At 67.1% G+C, this 15,453-nt stretch carries 11 protein-coding genes; 5 read left to right on the top strand and 6 right to left on the bottom strand.

From position 1 onward, the window contains the following. Nucleotides 1-1,047, bottom strand: coding sequence for a FecR domain-containing protein (locus tag CSW60_RS02990; protein WP_099535845.1), 1,047 nt, complete (start codon nucleotides 1,045-1,047; stop codon nucleotides 1-3). Further along, nucleotides 1,034-1,567: an RNA polymerase sigma factor gene (locus CSW60_RS02995; protein WP_099535846.1), complete on the bottom strand. Its 534-nt coding sequence runs from the start codon at nucleotides 1,565-1,567 to the stop codon at nucleotides 1,034-1,036. The genes CSW60_RS02990 and CSW60_RS02995 overlap by 14 nt, the downstream gene beginning before the upstream one ends. Before the next feature lie 174 nt (nucleotides 1,568-1,741). On the opposite strand from CSW60_RS02995, the gene CSW60_RS22965 reads away from it, so the two are divergent. Continuing rightward, entirely contained in the window at nucleotides 1,742-2,044 is a 303-nt protein-coding gene (locus tag CSW60_RS22965; protein WP_143324111.1) for a hypothetical protein, read from the top strand. Between the two features lie 123 nt (nucleotides 2,045-2,167). On the opposite strand, the gene CSW60_RS03000 is transcribed toward CSW60_RS22965, so the two are convergent. The 4 genes from CSW60_RS03000 to CSW60_RS03015 form a co-directional block, all read right to left on the bottom strand. After that, entirely contained in the window at nucleotides 2,168-3,679 is a 1,512-nt protein-coding gene (locus CSW60_RS03000; protein ID WP_099535847.1) for an alkaline phosphatase, read from the bottom strand. A gap of 65 nt (nucleotides 3,680-3,744) precedes the next feature. Next, a complete protein-coding gene (locus tag CSW60_RS03005) occupies nucleotides 3,745-6,243 on the bottom strand; it encodes a TonB-dependent receptor (RefSeq protein WP_201722954.1) in 2,499 nt (832 codons plus the stop codon). Nucleotides 6,244-6,367: 124 nt separating this feature from the next. Continuing rightward, nucleotides 6,368-7,312 (bottom strand): FecR family protein, encoded by a 945-nt coding sequence (locus tag CSW60_RS03010; RefSeq protein ID WP_099535848.1) that lies wholly within the window; start codon nucleotides 7,310-7,312, stop codon nucleotides 6,368-6,370. Further along, the gene (locus CSW60_RS03015) at nucleotides 7,312-7,866 is read right to left on the bottom strand and encodes an RNA polymerase sigma factor (RefSeq protein ID WP_099535849.1); all 555 of its coding nucleotides are present in this window, start codon (nucleotides 7,864-7,866) and stop codon (nucleotides 7,312-7,314) included. The genes CSW60_RS03010 and CSW60_RS03015 overlap by 1 nt, the downstream gene beginning before the upstream one ends. Before the next feature lie 614 nt (nucleotides 7,867-8,480). On the opposite strand from CSW60_RS03015, the gene CSW60_RS03020 reads away from it, so the two are divergent. The 4 genes from CSW60_RS03020 (at nucleotide 8,481) to CSW60_RS03035 (ending at nucleotide 15,111) form a co-directional block, all read left to right on the top strand. After that, entirely contained in the window at nucleotides 8,481-9,068 is a 588-nt protein-coding gene (locus tag CSW60_RS03020) for an RNA polymerase sigma factor (protein WP_161495619.1), read from the top strand. Continuing rightward, entirely contained in the window at nucleotides 9,032-9,991 is a 960-nt protein-coding gene (locus tag CSW60_RS24285; protein ID WP_099535851.1) for a FecR family protein, read from the top strand. The genes CSW60_RS03020 and CSW60_RS24285 overlap by 37 nt, the downstream gene beginning before the upstream one ends. A 93-nt stretch (nucleotides 9,992-10,084) precedes the next feature. Then, a complete protein-coding gene (locus CSW60_RS03030; RefSeq protein WP_099535852.1) occupies nucleotides 10,085-13,219 on the top strand; it encodes a TonB-dependent receptor in 3,135 nt (1,044 codons plus the stop codon). Then, a complete protein-coding gene (locus CSW60_RS03035; protein WP_099535853.1) occupies nucleotides 13,219-15,111 on the top strand; it encodes a PhoX family phosphatase in 1,893 nt (630 codons plus the stop codon). Before CSW60_RS03030 ends, CSW60_RS03035 begins: the two co-directional genes overlap by 1 nt. Nucleotides 15,112-15,453 lie beyond the last annotated feature (342 nt).

Genomic DNA, 15,453 nt, shown 5'->3' on the forward strand with positions numbered 1-15,453 from the left:
TCACCGTGAATTTTTGACGACAGCCGGCGTATCAGCCCGCGGGTCCGGCGAGGCCATGCCCAGGACGATTTGCTTGCCATCATCCTTCACGACCTTGATCGGGAAGGCGCCGACGACATCGCTGACGACGTCGTAAGGACGGCCGGTGTGGAAGACGCCGCTGATGCGAATATCGGCCAGTCGCGGATCGGACAAAACGATCTGCGGGCCGCCGTAGCGGTTCAGATCCGCCGCGGCGTCTTCGAGCCGCGTATCGTCCAGAACCACCCTTCCATAGCGCCATGCGCTCGATTGAGGGACATTGGCGACCTGGACGATCGGCGGGGCCTTGTTTGGCAGGTCCAGGGCCTGGCCGGCGTTCATATAGAGCGCGGGGCGAGGCGCCGGCCCCGCCTTGCGTCTCGCTAGAAGCGGCTCTGCCGAGGAAACGTCGCGATAGATGGCCAGCCGTCCCTCTTCCAGCACCACCTCGGCATGGTCTCCAAGACGCCTGACGTCGAAGGCCGTGCCTACGGCGCGCACCTCGTCGCGACCGACGAACACTCTGAACGGGCGGCTCTTGTCCTTGGCTACACGGAAATACGCCTGTCCTTGCTCGACGACCACGCGGCGCTCGCCCGCCGTGAACCGGGTGCTGATCCGGGAGTCGGTGTTCATCAGCAATATCGACCCATCGCTCAATGAGATGGTGCGCAACTCGCCTGGCACGGTTTCGTAACGTTGGGTCAGGCGCAGTCCGCCGAACACGAAGACGACCAGGGCGGCGGCCACCGCTAGACCAGCACCCGCGATGCTCCACTGGATCACGCGTCGGCCAAAGCCCGACCACATCGGCTGAAACCGAAGCACCTCGCGCGCTTCACGATTGTCGCCCCAAGCGGCCACAGAATCCCAAATGGCCGCGTGGGCCGAGAACGCCTCCACATGGGCCGGATCGGCGTCCAGCCAGTCGCGGAAAGCGTCGCGGTCGGCCTCCGTGCGCTGATCCGAGTGCAGGCGCACGACCCAGTTGGCGGCCTCTCCTTCGATTTTCTCAGCGTCGGTCATGGTCTGGCAACCGGCGTCGAAGGTGGCTGAGGGCCTTGCTCATCTCGCGTTCAATGACCTTCACGTTGACGGCGTACCGGGCGGCAAGCTGGGTATAGGTCAAACCGTCCAACCGGTTGAGAAGGAAGATGTTGCGAGTCCGCTCGGGCAGTTCCCGCAACGCTCTAGCGGCCTGTTCCAGCGCCTCTCGTCCCTCAAGAATTCGCGATGGCGATCCTTCGGGGCTGACCAGTTGCAGGTCGGCGATCGGGTCGTGCAGGATCTCGCGCCGAACGGTCGCGCGGCGCGCGCGGTCGATCAACACGTGGCGGGCGGTCTTGAAGAGATAGGCTTCGGAGTTTTCGACACCCGGCTCCGAAGCGCGCGCCAGTCGCATGAAGACCTCTTGCACGCAGTCCTCAGCCGCCTCTGGCGACAGGGTCCGGCGAGCGAAAAAACGCAGCAGCGGCTGCCGGTAGGATCGCGCCAGGCTTGTCAGCGAAGCCGGGTCGACAGCGCCCATGCGCTCCGCGCGCTTCATGGTCGAACCGCTTCCCCGTCCAAATCGACGCTCCGCCCTAGGCCGTCCGGCGCATGGCCGCCGAAGTATGAAGACGCATTGTGATGAAAGTACCCCCGCTTCAGGGCTGAAAATTTCCCGCGAGCGCTTCATAGGGTGAGAGGCGGGGCCGGGTGAGGCTGGTTCCATCCCCGGTTGACGACGACCAACAAAATGGAGCTTCTTTCAGCCGAGCACAGAGGAGATGCCCGCATGCGCTTTACGCCGCTCACCTCCGACGAAGTTGAAGTCCTTCACGAGGTCCGCGCCTCCGGAAGCCTCGTCCTAGAGCCCGAAGCTCGCAGTTTTGCGCACGCCCAGAGCCTGACCAACAAAGGTCTACTTCGGCGAGTCGCGGTGCGTGGCGTGGCGACCTCGACATTTTTGCTCTCGGGAGAAGGCATCGCGCTGGCTCGCCGCCCGGGCGATGGCCGCACCAAAGCCTCAACATCTCAGTAGCAGGTCCCGGCCACTCCCTACGGCAGCGCCGCGCCATCCGCAGACATTGTCCCCGTCAAGAATGAGACGTTTCACTCTGGTCACAGCTCCCGCTGATCTCGGTCACTCCAACGCCGCCGGCTTTCAGCCGGCTTGCGCGCCCTTGCGTTGATCCTCAATCGTGAACCTCGCTAGGCTCTGCGCTATGCCTTGCGGATCGCTTTGGTCGGAGACCGCGCGGAGATCGACGCTGAGAGCATCTGGGGTCGCTTCGATCAGGGTGTATCCGGATCGCTCGATATCGGCGAAGCGGACGTCGGGATTGCGGGCCCGAACCTGTCCGTAGCGGGAGGACGGCGCGTGACTGGCGGCCAGGCAGGTCGTCACCAGCTCGGTCGCCACTACCCCCTCCCCCGCGCCTGTCCGCAGGTCGTTGACCATGAAGGCGTGGATGTCGCCGCTGAGGACGACGGCGTTGCGCACCGACGGCTGGGTCAGCCCCGCAAGCAGACGATCCCGCGCCGCCACGTAGCCGTCCCACTGATCCGACATGACGCCCTCGGGCGTGTCGATCGGCGCGACCACTGTCTGCTGGGCAAGCAAGGTCCAGCGGCCACGCTCGCGCTTCAAGGTCTCGTCCAGCCAGGCTTCCTGAGCCGCGCCCAGCATGGTGCGCTCTGGGTCGGCTAGCGCGGGGCAGTCATGGCGCGGACGGTTGCCGCTCCGCCCCTCGGGGTTGCAGGCCTGGGCGGAGCGATATTGCCGCCCGTCCAGCACGGGCAGGCTCACCAGATCGCCCCAGGCCAACCGCCGATAGAGTCGCGGGCCGCCCGGCTGGGCCCAAAGGCTGGGTCGGACCGGCAGGTGCTCGAAATAGGCTTGGTAAGCGGCCGCGCGGCGGCGCGCGAAGACCGCCGGATCCAGTCCCTTTAGATTAGCCAGATCGGCATAGTCGTTCTCGACCTCATGGTCGTCCCAGGTGACCACCCAGGGCGCCTGGCGATGAGCCTCTCGCAAGTCGGGGTCGGACTTATAGATGGCGTGCCGACGTCGATAACCCTCCAGATCGACCGGTTCTGGCCCGTCGAATTGGCGAACCTTTGGAAACTGGGCGTAGCTGTTCTCGTAGATATAGTCGCCTAGCTGAACGATCAGGTCGGGTTCAGCGGCGACCATGTCGCGGTAGGCGCAAAACCATCCCAGCTCGAAGTGCTGGCAGCTGCTGACCGCGATCCGCGCCCGTGTCGCGCGTTCGGGCGCGGTGGCGGTGCGACCGACCGGGCTGACGGCGCCCAGCGCGTGGAAGCGATACCAGTAGGTCCGTCCGGGGCGCAGCCCCTCGATCTCGACATGCACGGCGTGGCCAAGAGCCGGGCTCGCCGCGCGCCGTCCGCGCCGCACGATCCGACGGAAGACCTCGTCCTCCGCGACCTCGTAGGTCACGGGAACGGCCGGGGCGTCCAGCGAAGCGCCGCCAGCGCTGAGGCGGGTCCAGAGCACAAAGCCGTCGGTCGCGGGATCGCCGCTGGCCACACCTAAGGCGAAGGGATACGCGGGCGCGGCGCGACGCATCTCCAGCCCCTGTGTCGCTGTCGCGCGGGCGAAGAACAGGCCCGTCGAGGCGGCCATCACGGCGCGGCGCGAAAGCAGGGTCATCGGAGGCCGCTCCAGGAAGCGAAACGGAGGCGACCCGGCCAGAGGCCCAGGTCGCCTCCGCGGGGTCAGAAGTCGAACCGCGCGCCGAAGCCGTAGGTGGCGGGCGCGCCAACGAGACGGGCGGCCCCGTTCAGCTCGGGGAAATAGACCTCATCGGTGATGTTGCGCCCGTAGGCGTAGAGGGTCCAGTTTCTCGGTGTCGCCAAGTCCACGCGGGCGTTGACCAGGGTGTAGGCCTTGGCTGTGTTCCCTGCCGTGGCGTTCAGGCGATTGGACTCTTCGCCGTGGTGGGTGACGCCCAGGCGGCTGCGCAGCGTCCAGCCGTCCTTCAAGGTGATGCTGTGGTTCAAGCTCGCCGTCGCTGACACGTCCGGCGCGCCCGGCAAGGGGTCGCCCACCGTCTGCAGCACGTCGGCCACGCGGTTGGAGCTGAAGGATAGCACCTCAGTGTCCAGCCAGGCGGAGCTGACGTCGAAGGCCAGGCTCTGGCGCGGGGTGCGCAGAAGCTGAGCGCTCAGCGCGACCTCGATTCCCTTGCTGCTGGCCTTGCCGACATTGGCCCGGCCGTTCGTGTCATTGGCCAGGCGCGTGGTGGCCTGCAGTTCGCTGAAGCGGTAGTCGAAGGCGTCCAGCGACAGGCGCAGGCGCGGCGCGCTCCAACGCAGACCAGCCTCGTAGGCGCGCACCGTCTCGGAGGCGAACGGCTTGGTTTCGGCGACGGTGAAGATCGAGGTGCCGTCAAAGCCGCCGCCGCGATAGCCGGTGCCGCCCGAAACGAAGACGTTCAGGTTAGAGGTGACGTCGTACTTCACCGTCAGACGGCCCGAGACGTTGTCGTCCTTGAACTTCTCATCCCACGAAAACGGGTTCGTCGTGGCGAAGGTGGTCGTGAAGGTGCTGATGCCCCACGGGTTACGGTCGACGTTACGGCCGACATAGTGGGCGTTGTCACGGGTGTAGCGCAGGCCGGCCGACACCTGCAGACGCTCGACCAGGCGGTAATCGACCTGGCCGAACAGGGCGAAGCTCTTGCGATCCTGATGATGCAGGTTGTCGTACTGGGTGAGCGCCGAATAGCTGGTCCAGGCGGTGTTGAACTTGACGTCGTCGGCGACGTAGAAGGCGCCGGCGATCCAGTCGAGCTTGCCGCCGGTGTCGTCGGCTAGGCGCAGCTCCAATGAGGACTGGCTGAGCTTTTCGTCGGCGTCGAAATACGAGGCCGGATAGGGCGAGCCGTCGCCATTGCCCTGCACCGAGCGCTTGCTGCCCTGCCAGCCGCCGACGGCGGTGAAGTTCAGGTTCTCCCGGACCTTGTGGCTCAGCGTGGCCGAGCCGCCATAGATGTCGATGCGTTGCGTCGGATAGCCCGCCGAGTAGAACTCGTAGGGATCGCTATTCTCGCCGGCGTTGGCGATGGTGGCGTCCTGGGCGCGCGCGATCCGATCGTACTGGCGGGTGTCGCCTCGGTCGCGGCTGCCGAACAGCTTGAGAACGAGGTCACTGTCGGGCGCAAGCTTGACGTCGAAGGTCGCGCGGCCCGCCACGAGGTCCTTGTCGCCGAAGCCCTCCCGGCGGCCTGGATCGACCAGGGCTGGAACCTGGGTCTGCACGACGCCCTTCACCGACGGGCGATAACCGGCCAGCAAGCCCGCGCCGGCGCCGGTCATGAAGCCGCCGCCGTTCTGCGCGAGGACGGCCAGACGGACGCCGAGGGTGTCGCTGACCGGCCCGCCGACCGAGGCTTCGGCCTCGGTGTAGCCATAGCTGCCGCGCTCCAGCCGAGCCGAGCCCTCCGTCACCGGGCCGGGCCCACGCGTGATGGCGTTGATGACGCCGGCGGTCGTGTTGCGGCCATAGAGCGTGCCTTGCGGCCCCTTGAGGACCTCGACCCGATCCAGATCAAACAGCGGCATGCCCAGATAGGCGTTCGAGGTCTGGTAGACGCCGTCGACATGCAGAGCGACCGAGGGGTTGCCGTTGGGCTTGTAGTCGTCGGCCCCGCCGATGCCGCGGATGCTGATCAGGCCGTAGTTGGTGCCGCCGAAGGCGTAGTTGACCGACACGCCCGCGATCTGGTCGACAAGGTCGACGACGTTGGAGACCCCGCGCCGCTGAGCGTCGCCGCCGTCGAGCACGGTCACCGCGATCGGGACATCCTCGATCCGCGCGGAACGCTTTTGCGCGGTGACGACGACTTCTTCGAGTTCGGCGACGACCGGATTTTCCTGCACCGAAATCAGGAAGGTGCGCGGCCCGGTGACCGTCGCCTTCAGGCCCGACGCCGCCAGGAGGTCGCGCAGCGCCTCGGCCGGCGAATGGGTCCCGACCACCGCGTTGGCCCGCTTTCCCTTGACCAGGTTCGCCGCGTAGAGAACCTGCACGTCAGCCTGCCGGGCGAAGGCTGGCAAGGCCAGCTCCAAGGGCTGGGCCTGCAGCGAGAAGGCTGCTGGCGGCGCGCCGCCCTCCTGGGCCAAGGCCGGCGCGGTCGCGCCCAGAACGGCGATGGCGCAGCAGGCCATCAGGCCACGCCGAAGACCGGCGGCGTGGAAAACTCGGTTCGTCATCGTGCTGTCCTAAGCGTTCGCCGGCCCCCGTCGACCGATCACTCCCAGGAACTTCGCCGCGAGCGAAAGCCTCATCTTGTCGTGAAAATTTCATCGACGCAGCGCCTTGGAGGCGGACAAACCTTCAGCCGTCGATCTCCCAAGTCGTCTCGTCCAGCTGGCGTATGCGCACGCCAAAGCCCGCCGCCAGGGCCTGGGCGAACTCGCGCGTCCCGTCATAGCGGAACGAGCCCGAGATACGGATGGCGTCCAGTCGCGTGTCGGCGGCGAGGGCTAGGCGATCGCTGGAATAGCGGTTGAAGGCGGCCACGACCTGCGGCAGCGGCGCGTCGTTGAACACCAGCCGCCCTTCGCGCCAAGCGGTTAGCCGGTCGAGATCGGCGAGCGCCACGCGTCGCGCGTCGGCCGGACCTGCGGTCATCTGACCCGCCGTCAGCCGTCGGGGCGCGCCGCTCGCCGCCGCCACCTCGAGAACGCCGTCCTCGATCAGGATCTGCGCCGTCTGGCCCTGCTTGGTCACCTGGAATCGGCCGCCGCTGCCTTGCGCGCGCTGGTCGCCGACGATCACCTCGAACGGACGCCCGGGCGCCGAGCGCGCGTCGAAATAGGCCTGCCCCTCGACCAGTCGCACGCGTCGACGGACCTTGTCGTACTGGACACGCACGGTCGACAGCGGCGCCAGGGTCACGCTTGACCCATCGGGCAGGGGCGCGGTCAAGCGCTCGCCGGCCCCGGTTCGGATCTTCGCCCCGGCCGCACCGGCCATCAGGAACGCCGCGCCCCCTGCCCCGGCCGCCGCCAGCGCGCCGCCCACGCCCAGGATCGCCCGCCGGCGGCTGACGCCCGAGGCTTCGCGCAGAGCGGCCGCGCGCATCGCCATCAGGCTCTCGGCGCCCTTGGCCGCGCCCAGCACCGACCAGGCGTCGGCGGTCTCGTGGTAGGCGTCGGCGTTACCGGGCGTTTCCAGCCATTCGAGGAACGCCCTGCGATCCTCGCCCGTCAACGGTCCGCGGTCGGTCTTCGCGAACCAGCGGACGGCTTCATCCTCGCGGGACAGACCGCGCGCCATTAGCCCTGCTCCCTCAGTGCGTCTCGCAGCACGGCCATCGCTCGCACCAAGTGTTTTTCCACGGCGCTGACCGAGATGTTCAGCCGGGCGGCGATCTGGGCGTGGCTCATATCCTCGAAGCGGCGAAGGATGACGATGGTGCGCGCGCGAGGCGACAGCGACTTGAGGGCGACGTTGATGCGCTGAAGACTTTGCCGCCCGCCGACGACATCCTCGGCGCCCGGAAGATCATCGGCGAGATCGATTCGGTCCAGATCCACCGCGCTCAGCATCTGACGCGCCCGCTCCCGTTTGACCTTGTCGCGAAGAAGATTGGCAGCCGCTTCGAAGACATAGCCATCGATACTCTTCAGGCTCATCAGGCCTGGGCGGCGCAACAGGCGCAGGAACAGGTCCTGGACCAGTTCCTCGCTGTCCGGCTGGGAGCCCGTGCGGCGCGTAAAATAGCGCAACAGCGGGGTTCGCAGGCGGCGGGTGAGAGCTTCAAAACGCTCGGCGCCCGTGGAGCCGTCCGACTCACGCGCCGCCGCAGGATCAAGAGCAGGCAGGGACATGAGAAGGCCGCATGCCAGCGGCCGACGACAATCGTGTGAAACCCAGGCCCCCGCCCCGCTTCGGCCATGCCCGCCGTCAGCCCTAATCATTGCGCGAGAGAACGGGAACCGGCACGCGCAAACATGCGTGGCGCCACCGCGGGATGACCCGTGCTCGCCCGCCGACAACGAAAATCGCGCGCCCGCCGCCCGCGACGGCGGGCCAAGTACGGCCGCACATGGCAGACCGATCTCGGTCTTCTAACGTCGACGCAGCCGTCAAACCCGCCGATCGTCTGCCCTTCCACGCCAGTACGACGCCGCCGGGATGTCCAATCAGCCACCCGACTCCGGGCGGCAACTCGTATGGCCCCACTCCATGACCCAACACATCGATAGAATCTCAATCGGCGACATGCTCTCCGCCCCGCGAGCGCGCGCCATTCGAGCAGGTAGACCCAGTAGCCGGCCCCGGCGGCGACGCGGACGACCGCCTGGCCGTCTCGGCTAACGGTAGAGCCCGCGGCGCTCCATAGGGGATGCGCCGCCGGCTGAAGGGCCGATGTCGTGAAACTGTATTCCGAGCCCTCTAGAAGCGCTCATTCATCATCGTTGGGCGGGTTCAGACCGCAATGATGCGGCTTCGCGATTTCGACCATTGGTTCGTCGACCATATCCTGCCGTACGAGCGGCAGTATCTGAAGTTGGCGCGACGACTGACCGGCGACTTCGACGAGGCCGCCGACCTGGTGCATGACGCCTATGCTCGCGTGTTCGCGCACGACGGCGCGCGGCAGGTCGCCAATCCTCGCGCCTATGTCCTGCAGATCGTCCGTAACCTGGGCATCCAGAAGATCCGCCGCGCCCGCATCGTCTCGATCGAGACCGTCGCCGCGGTCGAGAACCTGCAGCATGTCGACCTCGCGATCGACGCCTTCAGCCAGCTTTCCGATCGCGAGGAACTGCGCCGGCTCATCGCGGCGATCCAGAAGCTTCCGACACAGGCGCGCCGGGTTGTGATAATGCGGCGTTTCGACGACATGTCGCCCAAGGACGTAGCGGCGCGCCTCGGCATAAGCGTCTCTACTATGGAGAAGCATCTCGCCAAGGGCCTCAGCCTGTTGGCGGACGTGCTGGATGCGGCGGAAGGGGCTGACAAGCCCCTCCCCCAGGAACGTGAGAGCGGATGGAGCCGCAAGGCCAGATCGACCACAAGGCGATAAGGGACGAGGCCAGCCTATGGGTGGCGCGCCTCGACTCCGGGTCGGCTGACGTCGAGGCCTTCGAGCGTTGGCGCGACGCCGATCCGGCTCATGCGGCGGCCTACGCCAAGATGAGCCGGCTCTGGTACAGGCTTGGCCAGTCCGGGACGATCCTGGAGCCGCCCGAGCCTGTCGCCGAGCCCGCGCCATCGCGGCGTGGTTTGTTGCGCGCCGCCGGCGTGATCGGCGGCGCCTGCGCGGTGGGGGCCGGCGCCTTCGCCACCAGGACCTTCGCCAAGTCCACCGCCAGCACCCGGCCGGGCGAGCGGCGGCGCGTGACCGTGGGGCCGGGCGTGGCGATCGACCTGAACACCGACAGCAAGATCTCCTGGCGGCTGCAGGACGGCGCGCCGCACGTCTGGCTGGATCGCGGCGAAGCCGCCGTGACCGTAGCCGCCTCCGCCCGCAAGGCCTGCGTATTGAAGGCGGGCGATGTGACCGTTGACCTGAAAAGCGGAGAATTCAACGCCCGCTTGCGGGGCGGCTCGCTGGATCTGCTTGTGCTGCGGGGAACCGGCGCTCTTTATCGGTCGAAGACCAGCCAGGCGCCCGCCGCCCATCTGGAACAGGGTCAGAGCGTGGTCGCCACGGCGTCCGCCACCCTGGTCCAGAAGGCATCGACCGAGGCGCTTGACGAGGTCTCGGCCTGGCGGCGCGGCGAGATCGTGTTCCAGGGGGCGCCATTGGGCGCGGTCGTCGAGGAATATAATCGCTATCTGACGCGCAAGCTGGTCATCGCCGATCCGGAGCTGAGCCGATTGCGCCTGGGGGGGCGCTTCACGAATTCCGACCCCAGCGATTTTCTCGAAACCCTGCGCTCCAGCTTCAACGTGCGCGTGATCGACGCCGGCGCCGACACCATTGTGCTGACCCGCTCCGAATAATTTCCGCGATCGCATAGAGCCGGTCCAAATCCCAAGCGTCTCTATGGCGCAGCCTGCCCACTCGGGGGTTGAGCGGCTGACCGGAGCGACCCAATGCCTTCCAAGCGTTCATCGCGCGCCCGCCTGATGGCGGCGCTGCTGGCGACCACCTGCGCCTTTTCCGCGCCAGCTGCCTGGGCCCAGGCCCCTCAAGCCGGCAAGACCGCCGTGGCCGAGATCGCGTTCGACATACCGGCGCAGAGCCTGGCTTCGGCCCTGAACACTTTCTCGCGCCAAGCCGGCGTGCAGATCCTGTTTCCCTACGACGCGATCGAGGGCCGGAGCAGCAAGCCGCTGCAGGGCCGCTACCCGATACGCGGCGCCCTGAACCTGCTGCTCGCGGGTTCGCCCCTGATCGTCGACAGCGATGACGGCCGTACGATCGGCCTGGTGGTCGCCAAACGCCAGGGCGTCGGCCAGGTCTCGGGACTGGTGAACCAGATCGACGGCAAGGCCCCGCTGTCAGGCGTGCTGGTCCGTGTCGATGCGACCGCACAGACGGCCGTGACCGACTCCGAGGGCCGCTACCGCTTCGGCGCTCTCCCCTCCGGTCCCCACACCCTGACCTTTCAGTATCTGGGCCTGCCAGACCTGAAGGAGACCGTCGAGGTCGTCCCCGGTGAGAACCCCCAGCGCGTCTCGATCATGGGCGCGGCTCAGGTTTCCGAACTGATCGTAACCGGCCAGCGCGCCGCTCAGGCGCGGGCGCTCAGCCGCCAGCGCAACGCCGACAACCTTAGCAATGTCGTCGCCGCGGACCAGGCCGGCCGCTTTCCCGACCTGAACGCAGCCGAGGCCCTGCGCCGCATGCCGGGCGTCTCGGTGCAGCGCGAGGTCGTGGCCGGCGAAGGTCGCTATGTCTCCATCCGCGGCTTGGACAGCGGTCTGAACAACACCCAGATCAACGGCATGAACGCCGCCCAGCCGGAGAAAGAAAACCGTCGGGTGCCGCTGGACATGATCCAGACCGCCGCCCTGTCCTCGATCACCGTGCACAAGACCCTGCTCCCCGACCAGGAGGCCGACGGCATCGGCGGCGCGGTCGTGCTGGAAACCGCCACGGCCTTCGACTTCGCCAAGCCCGTCTTGGACCTGACGGTCAGCGGCTTCCACCACGATCTGGCCGGCAAGACCAGCCCGATGTTCCAGGGCACCGCCGCCCGGCGGTTCGGCGACCACGACCAGTTCGGCGTCCTGATCTCGGGCGGCTATTCAAAGCGCAAGACCAAGGGCTACGTCTTCTACCAGGACGAAGACTATCTCAGCTTCATCGAGGATGATCCGACCGGCGGCGTAACGCCGCTGCAGTTCCACATCGCCCAGTACGAGGACAAGCGCGAGAACATCTCGGCCAATGTCGCCCTGAACTGGGCGGTCACGGACAATACAGAGCTGACCTTCAAGGGCAGCTACAACCGGCTCTATGATCAAGAACTGAGCCGCGAAATCTATTTCGAGGGCGGCACCGAGGACTACGAGGACGGCAAGCTGGTCCTCACCGAGCACGGCAACGCCCAGATCTTCGACCAGTATGAAGAAACCGAGCTGACACAGCAGTCCTATGTCCTGACCGGCAAGACGCGCGCCGGCGCCTTCACCTTCGACTACGGGCTCGGCTACTCGGCCGGCGTCCGCAACGAGCCGTTCGACAACGAGGTCGCTTTCAAGGTCGATCTGGACAGCAACCTCTTCGCCTACGACTTCACGGGCCGCTTCCCCCAGCCCAACCTGACGGCGGCCGACCGGGCGCGCATCGCCGATCCGTCGCAATACGCGCTGGGCTACAACGACATCGACATCGACGATCAGAAGAACACCCGCGCCGCGGCGCATTTCGACATCAGCTACGACCCGGGTTCGGGCTGGCTTCGGTCCGTGAAGTTCGGGGCCAAGGCCGAGCGCTCCAAGCGCAAGCTGGTCGAGGGCAATGTCATGGACCTGGAGGGGCCGCTGACCCTGAAGGCGTTCGGCGTCGGGCCCCTGGTCAGCGTCGCCCAGACCGGCGCGCCCTACCCTGCGTTTCTGTCGCTGGACATCGCCCAGGTGAAGGCCTGGAAGACCTATTCCCAGCACCTGGTCGACACTGACACCGCTTTCGAAAACGACTATGTCGAGGACGGCGTCATCCCTCGTGACGAGGACAGCTACGAGAGCCGCGAGGACATCTTCGCCGGCTACCTGATGGCCAAGGGCGTTTGGGGGCGTTGGGAAGCGATCGGCGGCCTGCGTGTGGATCACACGCGCATCGCGTCCGACAACTGGGAAGCCGTCGAGCTGGAGGGCCAGGCCCCGGTGTTCACGCCGGTGACGGGCAAGGCCAGCTACACGAGTTGGCTGCCCCGCCTGCAGGTCAACTATCGCGCCAACGACAACCTGGTGGTTCGCGGCGCGATGTTCACCTCGATCGCCCGCCCCGAACCGCTGTTCATCTCCGGCGCGACCACGATCGAGGAGGAGGACGGCGAGGTCGATGTCACGGTCGGTAATCCTGGTTTGAAGCCCGCCTACGCCTACAATTTCGATCTCGGGATCGAGCGCTATTTCGGCTCGATCGGCATGATCTCGGCCGGCGTCTACTACAAGCGGATCGACCGCTTCATCTTCAGCGGCGTGGCCGGCGAGACCGAGGCCGACCGCGCCCGGTTCGAGAATGATCCGCGCCTGGTGGGCAAGGTCATCGACGACGTCACCACCTACACCAACGGCAAGCGCGCGACGGTCTACGGCCTGGAGCTGAACTTGGTGCGCCAGTTCAGCAACCTGCCCGGTCCATGGGGCGGTCTGGGCGTCTACGCCAACGCCACCCTCCAACGCAGCAAGGCAGATCCGGGCGTCGACGATATCGCCAAGGGCGACTTCTTCAACGCGCCGGAGAAGATCTTCACGGTGGCGGCGACCTACCAGAAATACGGCCTGGAAGGCACCCTGGCCTATGGCTGGCGCGATCGACAGGCCGTGCGGTTCTCCAGCTACGGCACGCGCATCGTCGAGGAGGCCTACGGCTCCCTTGACGGCCAGCTGCGCTACGCCATCACCCCGCGCGCCAAGGTTTTCTTCAACGCCGTGGACATGCTGAATGGAGGCGACAAGCCGATCGTCGACGAGCGCTATGGCGAAGGCTCGCGCTACCTTGAGGGCGCGACCTACAGCGGCCGCACCTTCACCTTCGGCCTGAACCTTAGCTTCTGATGACCTGGCCTTCGCGCGTTCACAACGACAAGGGCCGCGCGGCGCCGGCCCGGCCGCGAGGCGCCGCGCCGATCTCGACCCTGATCGATCGGCGCGGCCTGCTGGCGGCCGGCCTCGCCGCCAGCCTTGCGCCGCCAGCCGCGCGCGCCGCCGCGCCGCCGATCGGCTTCAAGCCCTTGTCGCCGCTCATCGGACCTGTCGAGGCCCTACCGGAGGGGTTCAAGCGGACGATCGTCTTGCGCTGGGGCGATCCGTTGTGGTCGGACGCCCCGGCCTTCGCCCCCGGCGCCCTGACCGCGGCGGCGCAGGCGCGCCAGTTCGGCTACAACAACGACTTCACCGCCATCCTGCCCCTGCCCTCGGGCGATCCCAGCGGCGGACTGCTGGTGGTCAATCACGAATATCCCACCCCCTACCTGATGTTCCCTGGCGTCTCCGCGACGGACGGGACCACGACGCTGGACGACGAGCAGCTGCGAGTCTGCATGGCCGCATGCGGCATGAGCGTCGCCGAGGTGCGCCGCACGAACGGGACCTGGGGCGTGGTCGTCGACAGTCCCTACAACCGGCGGATCACCGCCACGACCCCGATCCGGATCTCCGGCCCCGCCGCCGGTCACCCGAAACTGCGCACGGGCGCGGACCCCACCGGCCGGTGGGTGCTGGGCACGCATGACAACTGCAACGGCGGCGTCACGCCCTGGGGCACGGTGCTGTCGGGCGAGGAGGGCTCGGCCGAGTTCTTCGGCGGCGACTGGCGCGATGCGCCTGATCTCGAGCGCCTCAAGCGCGGCTATTTCACCAACCTTGGTCCGCACGGGCGCTACGGCTGGAATCGCGTCGACAAGCGTTTCGACGTCGGTCACGAACCGCACGAGTCCAATCGCTTCGAGTGGGTCGTCGAGATCGACCCGCTGGACCCGACGGCGCCGCCAGTCAAGCGCACGGCCCTGGGGCGTTTTGCTCATGAAGGCGCGCACAGCGTCGTGGCGCCGGACGGGAGGGTGGTCGTCTATCTCGGCGACGACTGGGAATACGAGTATTGCTACCGCTTCGTCAGCCGCGATGTCTTCAATCCGCATGACCGGGCCGCCAATCGCGACCTGCTCGACCACGGGACTCTGAGCGTCGCCCGCTTCGCCGAGGACGGGACGCTAGACTGGGCGCCGCTGGTGTTCGGCATCGGCCCGCTGACGCCGGCGAACGGCTTCGCCGGCCAGGGCGACGTGCTCTTGGAGACCCGCCGCGCCGCCGATCTCCTGGGCGCCACGCCGATGGACTCGCCCGAGGGTTACGAGCCAAATCCGATGACCGGCAGGGTCTATATCGCCCTGACCGGCGTCGACGCGCGCACCCGGGCTCCGAACCCGGCCAACCCGCGTCGGGCCAACCCCGGTGGCCACATCCTGGAGCTGGTCCCGCCCGATCGCGGCCAGGGCCCCGACCATGCCGCGGATCGCTTCGCCTGGAACGTCTTCGCGCTGTGCGGCGATCCGGCCGCGCCCGGATCCAGGGCGCGTTTCCATCCCGACGCCGGGCCCGAGGACTGGTTCGAGGCGCCCGACAATCTGAGTTTCGACGCCGCCGGCCGAATGTGGATCTGCACCGACGGTCCCGGCGTCCGGCAGCATGACGGCGTCTGGATGATGCACACTTCCGGACCCGAGCGGGCCTGGCCGCGGCTATTCTACTCGCCCCCGCCAGGCTCGGAATGCTGCAGCCCCGCCTTCACGCGGGACGGCAAGGCGATGTTCCTGTCGGTGCAGCACCCTGCCGAGCGCTCACCGTCCCTGGATCAAGCCGCGACCCGCTGGCCTGACTTCACCGCCGGCCATCCTCCCCGTCCGTCGGTGATCGTGATCGAACGCGAGAATGGAGGCGGTCTAGCCTAGCCGAGGGCTCGCGGCCTAGACGCCGGCGAGCTGACCTGCCACGAACGCTTTAATAAGGTAGCCTCAAAAAAGACGCCTGAATCGAGCCCATTTCCACGAGAGGCCAATGACCGAGGCCCAAGCATTCCCAGCTGTGAGACATTACTTAGCGCCGGAAGCGGAAGTTGGCGCAGCGCCAGGAACCAGACGCTCGCTCACCCAGGGCTTGAGTCGGCTGGCAAACTTGCGCCAATTGCCGCCATTGGCGCGGCTCCAGGAACGCGACGTTCAAGCTAGGCGCTTGGCGCCTTTCACCCGCCTTGTATCGCAAGGCAATCCCCACGGAACAATCTGCGCGCCCTC

The organism is Caulobacter sp. X (assembly GCF_002742635.1).
In the GTDB taxonomy this organism is placed as follows: domain Bacteria; phylum Pseudomonadota; class Alphaproteobacteria; order Caulobacterales; family Caulobacteraceae; genus Caulobacter.